Origin of the sequence: Bradyrhizobium sp. McL0615 (assembly GCF_049993905.1) — a bacterium.
In the GTDB taxonomy this organism is placed as follows: domain Bacteria; phylum Pseudomonadota; class Alphaproteobacteria; order Rhizobiales; family Xanthobacteraceae; genus Bradyrhizobium.
Genome location: NZ_CP188254.1, coordinates 569,152 through 583,764 on the forward strand (window position 1 = coordinate 569,152; position 14,613 = coordinate 583,764).

General features: G+C 62.4%; 9 protein-coding genes. 3 read left to right on the forward strand and 6 right to left on the reverse strand.

The annotated features are described in order from the left end of the window. Nucleotides 1-30: 30 nt before the first annotated feature. Nucleotides 31-3,219: an efflux RND transporter permease subunit gene (locus ACPPVP_RS02680; protein WP_426531046.1), complete on the reverse strand. Its 3,189-nt coding sequence runs from the start codon at nt 3,217-3,219 to the stop codon at nt 31-33. Between the two features lie 134 nt (nt 3,220-3,353). Continuing rightward, a complete protein-coding gene (locus ACPPVP_RS02685; RefSeq protein ID WP_426531048.1) occupies nt 3,354-4,562 on the reverse strand; it encodes an efflux RND transporter periplasmic adaptor subunit in 1,209 nt (402 codons plus the stop codon). 193 nt (nt 4,563-4,755) lie between these two features. Between ACPPVP_RS02685 and ACPPVP_RS02690 the strand changes: the two genes are divergently transcribed. Further along, a complete protein-coding gene (locus tag ACPPVP_RS02690; RefSeq protein ID WP_426531050.1) occupies nt 4,756-5,358 on the forward strand; it encodes a TetR/AcrR family transcriptional regulator in 603 nt (200 codons plus the stop codon). 3 nt (nt 5,359-5,361) lie between these two features. On the opposite strand, the gene ACPPVP_RS02695 is transcribed toward ACPPVP_RS02690, so the two are convergent. Further along, complete coding sequence (locus tag ACPPVP_RS02695) at nt 5,362-7,488, reverse strand: S9 family peptidase (RefSeq protein ID WP_426531052.1); 2,127 nt, start codon at nt 7,486-7,488, stop codon at nt 5,362-5,364. A gap of 247 nt (nt 7,489-7,735) precedes the next feature. On the opposite strand from ACPPVP_RS02695, the gene ACPPVP_RS02700 reads away from it, so the two are divergent. Beyond that, entirely contained in the window at nt 7,736-9,172 is a 1,437-nt protein-coding gene (locus tag ACPPVP_RS02700; RefSeq protein ID WP_426531054.1) for an MBOAT family O-acyltransferase, read from the forward strand. A gap of 118 nt (nt 9,173-9,290) precedes the next feature. Next, nucleotides 9,291-10,397: a hypothetical protein gene (locus tag ACPPVP_RS02705; RefSeq protein WP_426531055.1), complete on the forward strand. Its 1,107-nt coding sequence runs from the start codon at nt 9,291-9,293 to the stop codon at nt 10,395-10,397. A gap of 85 nt (nt 10,398-10,482) precedes the next feature. On the opposite strand, the gene ACPPVP_RS02710 is transcribed toward ACPPVP_RS02705, so the two are convergent. The 3 genes from ACPPVP_RS02710 to ACPPVP_RS02720 form a co-directional block, all read right to left on the reverse strand. Beyond that, nucleotides 10,483-12,201: an ABC transporter permease gene (locus ACPPVP_RS02710; protein ID WP_426531057.1), complete on the reverse strand. Its 1,719-nt coding sequence runs from the start codon at nt 12,199-12,201 to the stop codon at nt 10,483-10,485. A gap of 140 nt (nt 12,202-12,341) precedes the next feature. Then, on the reverse strand, nt 12,342-13,409 hold the full coding sequence (locus ACPPVP_RS02715; protein ID WP_426531059.1) for an extracellular solute-binding protein: 1,068 nt from the start codon (nt 13,407-13,409) through the stop codon (nt 12,342-12,344). Between the two features lie 25 nt (nt 13,410-13,434). Further along, a complete protein-coding gene (locus ACPPVP_RS02720) occupies nt 13,435-14,487 on the reverse strand; it encodes an ABC transporter ATP-binding protein (protein WP_426538411.1) in 1,053 nt (350 codons plus the stop codon). Between the last annotated feature and the right edge of the window lie 126 nt (nt 14,488-14,613).

Below are 14,613 nucleotides of genomic sequence, written 5' to 3' on the forward strand. Positions count from 1 at the left end.
TTGCGCCGTGACGGCCGCGCATTCGTCGTCTCACTCGGCCGGACTGCGCGCGATATTTCCCACCGATGCTTCGCCATGCTGCGTCAGCGGCCGGTTACCGGCCAATGCGCGTAGCAGCACGTAAAACATCGGCGTGAAGAAGATGCCGAACGCCGTGACGCCGATCATGCCTGAAAATACTGCAACCCCCATGGCATGACGCATCTCGGAGCCTGCGCCACTGGAGATCACCAGCGGCACCACGCCCATGATGAAGGCAAGCGAGGTCATCAGGATCGGCCGCAGCCGCAGGCGGCTGGCTTCGATCGCGGCCTGCACCGGCGTACGTCCGGCGAATTCCAGCTCGCGCGCAAACTCCACGATCAGGATGGCATTCTTGGCCGACAGTCCCACCAGAACGATCAATCCGATCTGGGTGAACACGTTGTTGTCGCCCTTGGTCAGCCAGACGCCGAGCATCGCTGCCAGCAATCCCATCGGCACGATCATGATGATCGACAGCGGCAGCGTCAGGCTCTCGTATTGCGCGGCGAGCACCAGGAATACCAGCAGCAGCGCAACCGGAAACACCACCAGCGACGAATTGCCGGCAATGATTTCTTGATACGTCAGGTCGGTCCACTCGAACGCGATGCCTTTCGGAAAGGTCTCTGCCGCGATCTTCTCCACGACTTCCTGGGCCTGCCCGGTCGAATAGCCGGGTGCCGCACCGCCATTGAGGTCAGCGGTGAGGAAGCCGTTGTAGCGCATGGCCCGCTCCGGCCCGGCGCTTTCCCTGATCTTCAGCAGCGCCGACAGCGGCACCATCTCGCCCGTGTCGGAGCGCACCTTCAACAGTCCAACATCGTCGGCGCGGGCGCGGAATTTCGCGTCCGCCTGTACCCGCACCGAATAGGTGCGGCCGAACTTGTTGAAGTCGTTGACGTAGAGCGAGCCGAGATAGATCTGCATGGTGTCAAACACGCTGGTCACGGGCACGCTGAGCTGCCGCGCCCGGGTGCGGTCGATATCGGCATAAAGCTGCGGCACGTTGACCTGATAACTGGAGAACAGCCCGGCCAGTTGTGGCGCCGCCTGAGCCTTGGCGATGAACGCCTTGGTGGCGTCGTTGAGCGCCTCATAGCCGAGCCCGGCGCGATCCTCGATCTGCAGCTTGAAGCCGCCGATGGTGCCGAGCCCCGCCACCGGCGGCGGCGGGAACATGGCAATGAAGGCTTCCTGGATCGAGGAGAACTTGCCGTTGAGCTGGCCGGCGATCGCGCCCGCGCTGAGATTGGCCGCCTTGCGCTCTTCGAAAGGCTTTAACGTGACGAACACGATCCCCGAGTTCGAGCTGTTGGTGAAACCGTTGATCGACAGGCCGGGAAACGCCACGGCGCTTTCGACGCCCGGCAGCTTCAAGGCGATATCACCCATGCGGCGGATCACCTCTTCGGTGCGGTCGAGCGTCGCGCCGTCGGGCAGTTGCGCGAAGCCTACCAGATACTGCTTGTCCTGGCCGGGGACAAAGCCACCGGGCACCGCCTTGAACAGCCCAAAAGTGACGCCGATCAGCGCGACATAGCCGACCATCACGATGGCCCGGCGCGAGATCACCCGTTTGACGCCGTGGCCGTAGGCTTCCGAACTGCGGTGAAAGAAGCGATTGAAACGCTGGAAGAACCAGCCGAGCACGCGATCCATGCCGCGGGTGAGCGCGTCCTTCGGTGCGTCGTGGGATTTCAGCAGCACTGCCGCCAGCGCCGGCGACAGCGTCAGCGAATTGAACGCGGAAATCACCGTCGAGATCGCCACCGTCAGCGCGAACTGCTTGTAGAACTGGCCGGTCAATCCGGTAATGAACGCCAGCGGCACAAACACCGCGATCAGCACCAGCGCGATCGCGATGATCGGCCCGGTGACTTCCTGCATCGCCTGATAGGCCGCCTCCTTTGGTGTCAGCCCCTGCTCGATGTTGCGCTCGACGTTCTCGACCACGACAATGGCGTCATCGACGACGATGCCGATCGCCAGCACCAGCCCGAACAATGTCAGCGCGTTGATCGAGAAGCCAAACACATGCATCACGGCAAAGGTGCCGATGATGGAGACCGGCACCGCGATCAGCGGAATGATCGACGCCCGCCAGGTCTGCAGGAACAGGATGACCACCAGCACGACCAGCGCCACGGCTTCCAGCAACGTATGCACCACCGCCTCGATCGAGGCGCGAACGAATTGCGTGGGGTCATAGACGATACTGTAATCCATGCCGTCCGGCATGTTCGCCTTCAGTTCGAGCATCATCTTGCGGACGGAGTCGGAAATCTTGATCGCATTGGAGCCCGGCGACTGGAAGATCGGCACGGCCACCGCTGATTTGTTATCCAGAAGCGAGCGCAGCGAATAGTCCGCGGCGCCAAGCTCGATCCGGGCGATATCGCGAAGTCTTGTGACTTCGCCATTGGCGCCGTTCTTGACGATGATTTCGCCGAACTCTTCCTCCGTCTGCAGCCGCCCTTGTGCGTTGATGGAGAGCTGCAAATCGAGCCCGACCTCGCTTGGCGATGCCCCCACGACGCCCGCCGCCGCCTGGACGTTCTGGGCCCGGATCTCGCGCACCACGTCGGCGGCCGACAGACCGCGCTCGGCGACCTTCTGCGGATCAAGCCAGACCCGCATCGAATAGTCGCCGGAGCCGAACAGCTGCACCTGGCCGACGCCTTCGATGCGCGCCAGCCGATCCTTGACGTTGAGCACGGCATAGTTGCGCAAATAGGTCATGTCGTAGCGGCCGTTCGGTGACAGCAGATGCACCACCATGGTGAGATCGGGCGCGCTCTTGATCGTGGTGATGCCGAGGGTACGGACCTCGCTGGGCAGTCGCGGCTCGGCCTGCGCCACCCGGTTTTGCACGAGTTGCTGTGCCTTGTCCGGATCGGTGCCGAGCCGGAACGTCACGTTGAGCGTCATCAATCCATCGGTGGTGGCCTGGCTGCTCATGTAGAGCATGCCTTCGACCCCGTTGATCTGCTCCTCGATCGGCGTCGATACCGTCTCGGCGATCACCTTGGGGTTGGCGCCCGGGTATTGCGCGCGCACCACCACCGTCGGCGGCGCCACTTCCGGATATTCCGAGATCGGCAGCGCCGGCAGCGACAGAAGTCCCGCCACGAAGATCAGGGTCGACAGCACGCCCGCGAAGATCGGCCGATCGATGAAAAATCTGGAAAAGTTCATGACACTGTCTCGCTGATGGCCGGGCTGCGAAACGCAAGGGTCCCGGCGCGGCCGACCATGATCGACCGCACTGATTCACTTCTGTCGTTTTTTGATAGTTGCCCGGTGCTCTCATAAGAGCACCGGGATCACTGCTAGCGTTGCGCCACCTCGGTCGCGGAAGAAGCAAAACCCATCGCCACCACCTCGGGCGCGACCAGCGCGCCGGGCCGCACACGCTGCAATCCCTTGACCACGATGCGTTCGCCGGCGTGCAGCCCGCCGGTCACCACGCGCATGCCTTCGATCGATACGCCGAGCGCAACTTCGCGATATTCCGCCTTGCTGTCCTTGTCGACGACCATCACGAATTTCTTGTTCTGGTCGGTGCCGACGGCGCGTTCGCTGATCAGCAACACCGGCTCGGCTTTGGGCTGACCCATCAGCAGCCGGGCGAAATGGCCCGGCATCAGCCTGCCGTCGGCGTTGTCGAACACCGCACGCACCCGCACGGTGCCGCTGCGCGCATCGACCTGGTTGTCGATCAGCTGCATCTTTCCCTTGTAGGGTGTGCCGTCGGTGGTGCCGGTCCCCATCTGCACCGGGATGCGTCCGATCTCGGACGGCGTCGATTCGTCCGCCAGCGTCCGCAGTGCCCGCGTCACGACCTGCTCGTCGGCATTGAAGCTGGCATAAATCGGATTGACCGAGACCAGCGTGGTCAGAACCGGCGTTCCAGGGCCGGCGGCGATCAGATTGCCGACGGTGATCTCGAGCTTGCCGACCCGCCCGGAGACCGGCGCCCGTACTTCGGTATAGCCGAGATTGAGCTTTGCCGTTTGCAGCGCCGCCTCGGCCGCCTTCAGATTGGCTTCGGCCTCGCTGTAGGCGTTAACGCGGCCGTCAAAATCGCGCTGCGAGATCGTGCGCGAATCCGTCAATTGCTGGCCACGCTCGAAATCGCTCTTGGTGAGGATCAGGCGCGCCTTGGCCGCGGCCACCTGGCCTTCGGCCCGCGCCACATCGGCCGCATACAGCGACGGATCGATCAGGATCAACAGATCTCCCTGTTTGACCAGCGCACCCTCCGTAAAGTGGATTTCCTGAATCGCGCCTGCGACCCGCGAGCGGATTTCGACCCGTTCGACAGCCTCAAGCCGGCCGGAAAATTCGTCCCATGGCACGGTCTGCCGGGGCGCGACGACGGAGACCGAGACCGGCAGGGCCGCAGGTGCTGCTGTCGCCGTCTCGGCCTGTGCGCTTCCGCCTCGACCGCTCAGGAAAGTTGCGCCTGCGGCGATGGCCAAGGCGGCCAGAACCAGCCCCGTTCCGACCAAGCGTTTGTTTTTGATGATATTTTTCATGGAGACCCCAGTTCGGCAGGACATTCGGCGCTGTTAACCCCGGTTTTGAGCAGACCCGGAACCGATGACGACACCCGATCCACGTCTACGCTGCAGCGCACACATTCATAACGTCCGGTATAGATGGCCCATCGACATGTCCTGTCAAGTCACTTATCTAACGATTGGTAGGAAACTAAAGGAAGGACCCGCCATGGCCATGGGACGGCCCCGCGAATTCGATGTCGACAAGGCGCTCGACCTGGCGCTCCAGGTGTTCTGGCGCAAAGGCTACGAAGGCGCGTCGATGGCGGACCTCACGGAAACCATGGGGATCACCAAGCCAAGTCTTTATTCCGCGTTCGGCAACAAGGAAGAACTGTTTCGCAAGGCGCTGGATCGTTATGTCGACGGTCCCGGCGGTTACTTTCAGGCCGCGCTGGCTAAGCCGACCACGCGCGCCGTTGTCGAGCACTTGCTCTATGAAAGCGCCAATGCCGTCACTGACCCGAACCATCCGGGATGTCTGGCGGTACAGGGCGCGCTGAGCTGCGGCGATGCCGCCGAATCCATCAAGCAGGAATTGATGTCGCGCCGCGCCAACGGCGAACAGGATTTGCGCCAGCGCTTCGAGCAGGCGATCGCCGAAGGCGACCTGCCTCAGGGATCCGATGCCGCCGATCTCGCAGCTTACCTCTCCGCGTTCCTGCAGGGCATGGCGGTGCAGGCGGCCGGCGGCACGACGCGCGAGCAATTGCGCAAGATTGCCGAGATGGCGCTACGAACGTGGCCGCCGCCGAGCCTGGCGTCGGTCTGACGCTCACACCTCCGCCTTCTCCGCCTTCTCCGCCATCCCCACCGCCCACAGCGCGAACGCGTACGCGATCGCCACTTCATCCAGCCGGTTGAACCGCCCTGACGCGCCGCCGTGGCCGGCACCCATGTTGGTGCGCAACAGCACCGGGCCGCCGCCGCTCATGGTGGGGCGCAGCCGCGCGATCCACTTTGCGGGCTCCCAATAGGTGACGCGCGGATCGGTCAACCCGCCCATCGCCAGGATCGCGGGATACTCCTTGGCCGCGAGATTGTCGTAGGGCGAGTACGACAAGATGGTGCGAAAATCCTTTTCGCTTTCGATCGGGTTGCCCCATTCCGGCCATTCCGGCGGCGTCAGCGGCAGCGTGTCGTCGAGCATCGTGTTCAACACGTCGACGAACGGCACTTCGGCGACAATGCCGGCGAACAGTTCGCCTGATCGGTTAGCGACCGCGCCCATCAGCATGCCGCCGGCGCTGCCGCCATGGCCGACGATGCGCTTTGCGCTGGTGTACCTGGCCTCGATCAGCGCGCGCCCCGCCGCCGCAAAATCATCGAACGTGTTCGTTTTCTTCTCGCGCTTGCCGTCGAGATACCAGCCCCAGCCCTTGTCGGCGCCCCCCCTGATATGCGCGATCGCATAGACAAAACCACGATCGACCAGCGACAGCCGGTTGGCGGCAAAGGACGCCGGCATCGCCATGCCGTAGGAGCCGTAGCCGTACAGCAGCAGCGGCGCCTTGCCGTCGCGCACCAGGTCTTTCCGATGAAGGATCGAGACCGGCACCAGCGCACCGTCATGGGAGGTCGCCATGATGCGCGTGGTGACGTAGTCGGCGGGGTTGTGGCCGGACGGAATCTCCTGCCGCTTGCGCAGTACCCGCGCCCGCGTCGCCATGTCGTAATCATAGACTTCCGCCGGCGTCGTCATCGACGAATAGGAAAACCGCAGATTCGTGGTCTCGAATTCATAGCCGCCCATGGTGTCGAGCGAGTAGGCGGCCTCATCGAACGCGATGGCGTGCTCCTCGCCGCTCTCGAGATCGCGGATGATGATCGCAGGCAGCGCATTGGCGCGCTCCAGCCGCACCATGTGGCCGGCATAGAGCTCGACATCGATCACATAAACGCCTTCGCGATATGGAATCAGGTCGCGCCAATTGGCGCGCTCGGGCGCGGCGAGCGGCGCGGTGACGACCTTGAAGTCGATGGCGCCATCCGCGTTGGTGAGAATGAACAGTTCATCGCCGCGGTCGGCGAGCGAATACTGCACGCCTTCCTCGCGCGCCGCGACCAGCCGCGGCGGCGCGTCGGGATGTTCGAGGTCGATCAGCCTTTGCTCCGAGGTCTCGTGATCGCCGCCGGCGATGACGCAGAAGCGGCCCGACGAGCTCTCATGCAGATGGGTGAACCAGCCCGAATCCTTTTCCTCGTACACCAGCGTGTCGTCGGCCTGCCGGGTGCCGAGCTTGTGGCGCCAGACCTGCATCGGGCGGTGGTTGTCGTCGAGCTTGACGTAGAAGAAGCTGTTGCAATCCGTGCTCCAGACGATGCCGCCATCGGTTTCCTCGATGAGGTCGTCACGATCCTTGCCATCGGCCCAGTCGCGTACGCGAATGGAAAAATATTCCGAGCCCTTGGTGTCGGCGCTCCACGCCTGCAAATTATGGTCAGGCGAATGCCGCGCGCTGCCGAACTTGAAGTATTCGTGGTCCTTGGCCAGCGCGTCGCCGTCGAGCACGATTGTTACGTCGCCGCCATCGCGCGGCGTGCGGCCGAACAGTTCATGCTGCCCGCCCTCGCGGAATTTCCGCAAATAGGCAAACGGGCCGTCCGGCGCGGGCACGCTGGAATCGTCTTCCTTGATCCGTCCGCGCATTTCCGCCACCAGGTTCTTCTGCAATGGCGCGGTATGGCCGAGCAGGCTCTCGGTGTAGTCGTTTTCCGCTTCGAGATACTTTCGGATATCCGGGTCCAGGACCGAGGGGTCGCGCAGCACTTCCTGCCATCTGGCATCTTTCAGCCAGGCGTAATCATCCGTCACCGTGATGCCGTGCGTGGTGAAGGAATGCGGACGGCGTGGCGCCGATGGCGCGGGCAGAGAAGTCTTCTTGGCTGCAGATTCAGTCACTCGATCCTCGTTCAGTTCCTAGGCGAGATGTGCGATCCGGGTGAAGGGGGTACAGGTCTATCAATCAAGCGAAGTGCCCGTGGATAGAGCCCTCACCCCGACCTTCTTCCCGTGAAGAACGGGAAGAGGGAGACGGGCCTTCTATATATCGGCTCGGAAACGCCAATTACCAGATCGGGACGAACCCCAATCTTGTTGGCTAGCGCGTTGTATGGTTAGGCTTTTCGGCCCCGTCGGGAAAGGCCTGATGCTCTTCAATTCCTACTCCTTCATCTTCATGTTCCTGCCGGTCGTTCTGCTCGGGTATTTCGCGCTCGGCCGCCGCAGCGATCTGGCCCCGGTGGTCTGGCTGGCGCTGGCCTCGCTGGTATTCTATGCCTTCGGTGGCTGGCAGTTCGTTCCGCTGCTGCTGCTTTCGATCGCCTTCAATTATGGCGTCGGCTATCTGCTGATCGGGCGCAAGCTCGGCCCTCGCGCGCGGTTTGCCGTGCTCACCACAGGCGTCGGCGGCGATTTGCTCGTGCTCGGCATCTTCAAATATGCGGGATTTTTCGCCGCCAATCTCAACGCGCTGTTGTCGACCGGCCTCATGGTCAACATCGTGCTGCCGGTCGGCATCTCCTTCTACACCTTCACCCAGATCGCGTTTCTGGTCGATGCGTACAGGGGCAACGTCGCGCGCTATGCGCTGCCGCATTACGCGCTGTTCGTCACTTATTTCCCGCACCTGATTGCCGGGCCGATCCTGCACCACAAGGACATGATCCCGCAGTTCGAGCGGGCGGAGACAAAGCGCCCCGATCCGCATCTCATCCTGTGCGGCCTGATCATCTTCGCCATCGGCCTGTTCAAGAAGACGTGCCTGGCCGACGGCATTCAGCCGCTGGTGAGCCAAGCCTTCGGCCCCAACACGCCGACCTTCGATCAGGCCTGGATCGGCGTGCTGGCCTACACGTTCCAGCTCTATTTCGATTTCTCCGGCTATTCCGACATGGCGATCGGCATGTCGCTGATGTTCGGCATCTTCCTGCCGCTGAATTTCAATTCGCCCTACAAGGCGGCCTCCATCGTCGATTTCTGGCGGCGCTGGCACATGACGCTGTCACAGTTCCTGCGTGACTATCTCTACATTCCGCTCGGCGGCAACCGCCACGGCCGCGTCCTGCGCTATGTCAATCTCATGGTCACCATGCTGCTCGGCGGCCTCTGGCATGGCGCGGCCTGGACTTTTGTGATCTGGGGTGTGCTGCACGGCGTTTATCTCTGCATCAATCACGCCTGGAGCAATTTTGGTCCCAACCCGTCGCCGCGGTTTGCGCGCCTTGCCGATATCGCCGGGTTGATCCTGACATTTCTGGCTGTCGTCATCGCCTGGGTCTTCTTCCGCGCCCCGGACATGGCGACTGCGCTCTCGGTGTTGTCGAAAATGGCCGATCCCTCCAATATCGCCTTTGGCCGCCTTGAGATGCTCTACGCGCTGTTCGTCGCGATCTACGCCGCGCTGGCCTGGTTCGCACCGAACACGCAGGAGATCATGGGCTACGACCACGAGAACCGGACCGTCGGCGAAAAACTTCGCGCGCAGCGGATGCGCCCGCTGTTCCTCTATGCCACCGCGGCGGTGCTGGCGTTCGGGATTCTCGGAATCCAGCAGCACAGCGAATTCATCTATTTCAGGTTCTAGGCATGATCCGAAAAAGTGGATACCGGTCTTTCCTCGCGACAAACGCGGAACGCGTTTGCGCGGAGATCATGCTCAAACAAAGAGATGAGATCATGATCCGTCTTCGGGTCATGATCTCATGAGCATATCGGCGAAAAACCTGTGGCGGTTTCTATGCGCAGCGGCGGCCATCATCCTGATGGCGGCGGCGCTGAACTTCGCCGTCGATCCGCTGCAGCTGTTCCGGGCCGCGCGGCTGTTTCCGGCGATGTATTCGGCCGACAGCCGCATGCAGAACGCCGGTCTGATCCGCAGCCAGGATTTCGATACCGTCTTCATGGGCACCTCGCTTGCGATTCATTTTCGCCAGAGCGACATCGACAAGGCCCTGGGCGCCCGCTCGCTGAAGCTCGCGATGACCGGGTCGAATTCCCGCGAGCAAAATTTTGTGCTGGCGGCGGCGATGGCGCGCCGTCCGAAGCGGGTGATCTGGCAAATGGACGACTGGATCTTTCGCGACGCGCCCGAGATCGATTCCGACATCTACGTTCCGGCCGACCTCTACCGGCGCAATGCCAAAGGCATCGCCGGCTATTTGTTCAGCGGCGCCATGGCGCGCGAGTCGCTGTGGCTGGTGGCGCGGGCGATCCCGCCATTTGAGCCGGTCGTCGCGCGGCTGACGAACGGCGTGATGTTCAGATTTCCGATTTCGCGTGTCGACGACATCAACACGCTGCGGCCCGATTTCGACGTTGCGGGGTTCTATAATGCGAAAAGCGCTGTCGACACCTTCAGGCGCATCACCGACCCTGCGCGTAGCAGTTCCATCGCGGAAGGCTACAATTACGACGCGATGGTCAGGAATTTCGAGCGCGACGCGATCGCGTTGATCGAGAACAATCCGGACGTCAGCTTCGATATCTACTTCGCACCCTATTCGATCCTGCATTTCGTCGCGATGCGCGACGCCTCGCCGGCAACGCTCAAAATCGCCCACGATTTTGCGGCCTACGCTTTCCCGCGATTGCTGCAATTCCCTAATGTGCGGCTGTCTGATTTCCGCGACGTGAAGGATGTGACCCACGAGCTTGGTAACTACGGTGACGTGATTCATCATTCGCCGGCAACCGATCTGAAGATCTTGTCGTGGCTGGCGGAGCAAAAGTATGTTGTCGATCGCGCGAAGCCGCTGGCATCGCTGGAGCGACTCAAAGCGCAGGTCGATGCGTATAAGTTCGAACCGTAGGGTGGGCAAAGCGAAGCGTGCCCACCATCTATCGTCGAATCGTTGCCTGAATGGTGGGCACGCTTCGCTTTGCCCACCCTACACTCTAGCTATTCCGCAGCCTCGCCGCGGCGCCGCCGCCGAACACTGGAATCCGGTTCACCGCCAGCACCACCGCAAAGGTGATCACCAGCATGGCGATACCCAGCACTGAAATCGCGGCGAGGTCGCCGCTTTCGTTGAGGTCGTAGATCAGGACCGACAGCACCTTGGTCTGCGAGGTGAACAGCACGATCGCCGCGGATAGTTCGCGCATCACGCCGATGAAGATGAAGCACCAGGTCGCGATCACGCCGGTGCGCAGCAGGGGCGCGGTGATCTGCCACAGCGATTGGAGGCGCGTTGCGCCAAGGATGCGGCTGGCATCTTCCAGTTCGGGATGAATGGTCGCGAACGCCGCCTGCAATTGCTGGTAGGCCGACGGCAGATTGATGGTGAGGAACGCCAGCAGCAGGATCCACAGCGTGCCGTAGAGCACGAAGGGTGGCCGGGTGTAGCTCAAAAATAGCCCGACACCGAGCACGATGCCGGGCACCGCGACCGGCGCGGTCGCGAGAAAGCCGAGAATGCGGTGGCTCGCGATCACGCGGCGGGTAGTGACATAAGCGACGACCAGCGCGAGGACCGTGCCGATGGTCGCCGTCGATGCGCCGAGGATCACCGTGTTTTTCAGCGCGAGCTGGGTCGACGACAATTCGGTGAACACAAAAACAATGTTGTGCAATGTGGCCGTCGTTGGCGTCACCAGCGTGGTCGCGTTCGGCGAGAACGCCGCGTTGAGCAGCGCGAAATAGGGCAGGAATACCGGATTGAGCAGCACGATGAGGCAGAACGCCAGCGCCGCCCAGCGCCATCCCTTCATCTCGACCTGACGCGGCGCGCCATATTTGCCGCCGACCACCGAAAAGCCGCGGCGGCCGAGCAGGAATTTCTGGCCCTGCAGCAGCAATATTGTAAGCAGCAACAGCGGTACGGCGGCGGCTGCGGCCAATTCGAGTTTTGGTGGATACTGGAACAGGCTCCAGATTTTTGTCGTCATGGTGTGGAAGCCGGCCGGCAGCGCCAGGATCGCGGGCGATCCGAACAGCGTCATGGCCTGCAGGAACGCGATCAGCGCGCCCGCGACCAGCGCGGGGAGCGCCAACGGAATCGTGACGCGCCGCGCCGTGGTCCATGCCTTGCCGCCGAGAATGGCGGAGGCGTCTTCGAGCTCGCCCGGCATGTTGTCGAGCGCGTTGGCGACCAGTACGAACACAAACGGAAACGTGTAGCAGGAGATCACGAAGATCAGTCCGGTCAGCGAATAGATGTCGAACAGCGGATCTTCGGCGCCGGTGAGATAGCGATAGAGCTGGTTCAACAGTCCGCTGTTGGGCGCCGCCAGCAATTCCCAGGCGACCGCGCCGAGAAACGGCGGCGTGACAAAGGACGCCGTCACCAGCGCGCGGATGGTCTGACGCCCGGGCATGTCGGTGCGCGACACCAGCCAACCGATCGGCGCGGCAACAAGGCAGCAGATCACCGCCGAGGTGGTGGCGATGATCGCGGTCGTCAGCAGCGGATCGAGGAATGCCGGGTCGGTGAACAGCGTGACGAAATTCTGCAGCGTCGGGTTTCGCGCCTTGTCCGTGAAGGCGAACACCGCCAGCCACGACATCGGCAGCACGATCAGGACGATCATGAACGCGGCGAACAGCCACAGGACCGAACGCGTGAAGTCGAAGCGGGATTTTCGGGGTTCGGTGGCGGTAATGGCAATGGTCATGTTATCCACGAGTCAGATGTCGACCTCATCCAGAGGAGCCGCTTTAGCGGCGTCTCGAAGGATGAAAGCCGGGATGCACCAGCGGGGCCTTCATGGTTCGAGACGGCGCTTCGCGCCTCCTCACCATGAGGGTCGATCTTTCAAACCCTGAACAGCCGCGCATAGCGCGTCTTGATCTCTTCGGCCATCTTCTCCACGCCATCAGCATCCTCCTTCATCAGCTTGATGTCCGAAATCTTTCGTCGCCCCGGCTTCGATTGCACCTGGGCGTGAACCGAATGCTGCGCAGTGAAGTCGGTGAAGAATTGTTGGGTCTCACGCGTATGCAGCCAGGCCTGGAACAGCCGCGCGGCATTCGGATGCGGTGCGGACGCAAAGATGGCTGTCGGCCCCGAGATCGTCGGCGCGCCCTCGGCCGGATAGATCGGCTCAACCGGCTGGCCGGCTTCCTTCAGCAGCACGACGCCGTATTCATTGCCGTCGGCCATCACGGCGCGTTCGCCAAGCGAAAGCTTTTTCGGCGGATCGGTCGACGACTGCACCTGCATGACCCGCTGCTTTGAAAGTTTTTCCATGTACTCCCAGCCGAGTTCGCGCACCATCTGGAAGGTCGCGGTCATGATGGTGCCGCTATAGGCCGGGTGGCCCTTGACCATCTTGCCTGCCCATTTGGGATCAAGCAGGTCGGCAAAGCTCTTCGGGGCGTCTTCCGCCTTTACCAGATTGGTATTGTAGGCCATCGACGACAGATAGATCCGCGACGTGGCGGACATGCCGTCGGGGTCGCGATATTCAGGGAGAAAATGCCGGGCCATATCTTCCGATACAAAGGGCGCCAACCACTTGTTCCGCTTCCAGGTGATGACGTGCGATGCGTCCGAGGTGTTGATCACATCGGCGGCGCGGATGCCTGAACCGAATTCCTGATCGATCCGCTGGAATAGCCGCTCCGAGCCGGAGCGCTCGATCTGCACGGCGACGCCGGGATAAGCGGCCTCGAAGGCCTTGCCGAGCTTTTCACCGACCGGCAGGTCCATCGACGAGTACAAAATCAGCTTGCCTTCCTTCTTCGCCGCCTCCACCAGCGCGGGCGTGATCGCGACCGGCTCCGGCGTCTGCGCCCGAACGGGAGAGGCGAACACGGTGCCGGCAGCAAGCGTGGCCGCGCCTTGCAGGATGTCGCGTCTGGAAAGTTTTCGTTCCTTCATCGCGTCCTCCCGTTTTTTGTTGTTCTTACCGGCTCAGCGCCCGGCAGCGCTCCGGCGGCAGTGTCAGCCAGACCTCACCGCCCTTTTGCACGCTGGTTTCGGTCGGCGTGGTGGCGCGCAAACTGGTGCCGTCGGCCACCTCCACCATGTAGTCGCGCGCGGCGCCGAGATAGACCTGCCGCGTCACGACGGCCTTGATCGCATTCTCTGAGGAAGCCGGCGCCTGCGTCGACAGCCCGACATCGTGCTGGCGGATCGCGACCACGGCGCTTTGGCCCGATGTGAGCGGCGAGCCGACGACCTTCAATGTCGCGCCCGCGAAAGACACATGGTTGGCATCGAGCGCGGTGCCCTTGATGACGTTGCTGGCGCCGATGAAGCGCGCCACGAATTCGGACTCTGGCCGCGCATAGATGTCTTCGGGCGTGCCGAGCTGGTCGATCCGCCCGCCATTCATGACCGCGATCAGGTCGGCCGTGGTCATGGCCTCGGACTGGTCGTGGGTGACATAGACGGTGGTGTAGCGGTATTCGTCATGCAGCCTGCGGATTTCGAACCGCATCTCCTCGCGCAAGTTTGCATCGAGGTTGGAGAGCGGCTCGTCCAGCAACAGCGTCTCCGGCTCGACGATCAGCGCGCGCGCCAGCGCTACCCGCTGCTGCTGCCCGCCGGAGAGCTCACCGGGATAGCGCTGCGCCAGCGCCTCGAGCTTGGTCGTGGCCAAGATCGCCGCGAGTTTTTTGCCGATCGTGTCGCGGTCCATTTTGCGCAGGCGCAGGCCGTAGACGATGTTTTCTGTCACCGTCATGTGCGGCCACAGCGCGTAGCTCTGGAAGATCATTGACATGCTGCGCTGCTCGGGCGGCAGCGTGCGCGCCTTCGACGACACCAGCCGGTCGCCGACATGGATCTCGCCTCCGGAAGGTTCCAGGAAACCGGCGATCAGCCGCAGCGTCGTGGTCTTGCCGCAACCGGACGGGCCGAGCAGGCAGACCAGCTGTCCATGGTCGATCTTCAACGAGACATTATCGACCACCGCAAGCGGGCCAAATCGCTTGGTCAGGCCGCGCAAATCCACCGACGCCAATCGCCTCACTCCCACTCTTGTTCGTGCACGGATCAGCGCCCGGCTTGGTATACCAGTATACGGACAAAAACGGGATGGGAAAGGGAGTTGAGTTGGGAAACCGTGTTGTGGGCGCGT

Coding starts and splice junctions, on each gene's coding strand:
- ACPPVP_RS02680 (WP_426531046.1), bottom strand. CDS start 3,219: ATGAACTTTTCCAGATTTTTCATCGATCGGCCGATCTTCGCGGGCGTG.
- ACPPVP_RS02685 (WP_426531048.1), bottom strand. CDS start 4,562: ATGAAAAATATCATCAAAAACAAACGCTTGGTCGGAACGGGGCTGGTT.
- ACPPVP_RS02690 (WP_426531050.1), top strand. CDS start 4,756: ATGGCCATGGGACGGCCCCGCGAATTCGATGTCGACAAGGCGCTCGAC.
- ACPPVP_RS02700 (WP_426531054.1), top strand. CDS start 7,736: ATGCTCTTCAATTCCTACTCCTTCATCTTCATGTTCCTGCCGGTCGTT.
- ACPPVP_RS02705 (WP_426531055.1), top strand. CDS start 9,291: ATGAGCATATCGGCGAAAAACCTGTGGCGGTTTCTATGCGCAGCGGCG.
- ACPPVP_RS02710 (WP_426531057.1), bottom strand. CDS start 12,201: ATGACCATTGCCATTACCGCCACCGAACCCCGAAAATCCCGCTTCGAC.
- ACPPVP_RS02715 (WP_426531059.1), bottom strand. CDS start 13,409: ATGAAGGAACGAAAACTTTCCAGACGCGACATCCTGCAAGGCGCGGCC.